General features: G+C 53.3%; 1 protein-coding gene. It reads right to left on the bottom strand.

The features are described from left to right. Positions 1 to 525 precede the first annotated feature (525 nt). On the bottom strand, positions 526 to 1,287 hold the full coding sequence (locus F591_RS0126970) for a MerR family transcriptional regulator (RefSeq protein ID WP_019537636.1): 762 nt from the start codon (positions 1,285 to 1,287) through the stop codon (positions 526 to 528). Positions 1,288 to 1,584 lie beyond the last annotated feature (297 nt).

Genomic DNA, 1,584 nt, shown 5'->3' on the forward strand with positions numbered 1-1,584 from the left:
TGTACGATTGTTCATAGGACCGTCTCACTCTCCGGTAAAGTTTTTGTAAGGGTACAAACACTATACCGAATGAGCGGTCTTTTTTCTACCATTTTGTGGTTAATCAACAGGCCTACACTTTCTGAAACATTGAGCCGCAAATGCGGTTTAGTTCCCCGGTTTTCCTGTACAAAATACAACATTTGCGAACTCTCTTGAAAAATTCACAGCAGGTTGGGGCACAGGCCCCGGCCCTGGGCATGGAACCGAGCCTGGGCACAAGCCCAGCCAAGGGCATGGGCTCCACCCTAGGGCACGGGGCCCTAGCCCCAGCCCTATCCGGCTGGACGCCTATAGCGAACGAATACCGCCTCATCAGTCGCTCTTCGCTTTGATGACAAAAAAGGCCGCACCGCGGCCTGTTCGGCAGCGATGCGGCCACGAGGGCTGCGATTTCAGAGAGAGCAAGACGGGTCAGGTCTCGGCCTCATGCCAGGCGTTCAGCCACGAAGCCAGCCAACGAAGCAGCCCACAAAGCCGGCCTCTTTAAGCCTTGGCTCCCGTATAAATGTGAATCGCGTCGCGCAAAAATTCCGTCATCCCCGGCTCTTTCTCATAGTAGGCTTTGAAGCGTTCGTCATCCACATACATTTGGGCAATGTTGGCGTGCGCCTCCGGGCTGTACTCGTTCCAATAGAAGGTTAGCCACCGCTTGTGCAGCTCGGCCGTCCGCTGCGCCGCTTCGCCGGCAGGGTCGCCGGTGCGGAACGCTTCGGCCAGCGCGGCCAGCACTTCGTCTGTCAAATGTTGCACTTCTTCATGTTGTTCAGGCGTCATGCTCATCAGCTTTTCATTCGAACGGTCCACCGTCTCATCCCCGTATTTTTCGCGGACTTCCTGGCCGTATTTCCGCTCGTTTTCCGCGATTAGTGTTTGCTTGAAGCCTTCGAACTTTTCTTTGTCGCTCATTGTCATTCTCCCTTCGTGAGAAGCGATCGTTTTCTCCACATTCGCGATCAGCGTGTCGAGTTGCTTACGTTTGTCAAGGAGATGTTCCCGATGTTCTTTCAGCGCCTGGGCAGCATTGAAGGAAGGGGAGTTCACGATTTGTTTGATGCGCTCAAGGCTGACCCCAAGCTCCCGGTAAAACAAAATTTGCTGCAGCTTATCGACCTCCGCCTGCCCGTAGATCCGATATCCCGACGAGCTCATTCTGGCCGGCTTCAGAATGCCGATCTCATCGTAATATCGGAGTGTCCGGGTGCTGACCCCCGCAAGCCTCCCCAGCTTCTGAACAGTGTATTCCATTTGGTTCACCTCCTGACAGCTTTAAGGTACACCTTTACGTAACGTGAAGGTCAATCCCTTTTTCGAAAAAATATATCGAGTAAAAAAGGACCCGGCATCGAAGGAGTCAACGGGATATGGCCGGGATTATCTATCTTGAAAATAGCCCAGGGCGGTGCGGCACATTTTCATCTTCTGATGGTGCTGCGCCAGCGGCATGGGGGTCTATCTTGAAAATTTGGCGATATACGCCGACAAAATTTCAACACCGCAGGTGACGACCGATGACGTAAGGAAGCGCTCGTCATAGGCGTCTAT

It is taken from the genome of Paenibacillus ginsengihumi DSM 21568 (assembly GCF_000380965.1).
Taxonomy (GTDB): Bacteria; Bacillota; Bacilli; order Paenibacillales; family NBRC-103111; genus Paenibacillus_G; species Paenibacillus_G ginsengihumi.

Coding starts and splice junctions, on each gene's coding strand:
- F591_RS0126970 (WP_019537636.1), bottom strand. CDS start 1,287: ATGGAATACACTGTTCAGAAGCTGGGGAGGCTTGCGGGGGTCAGCACC.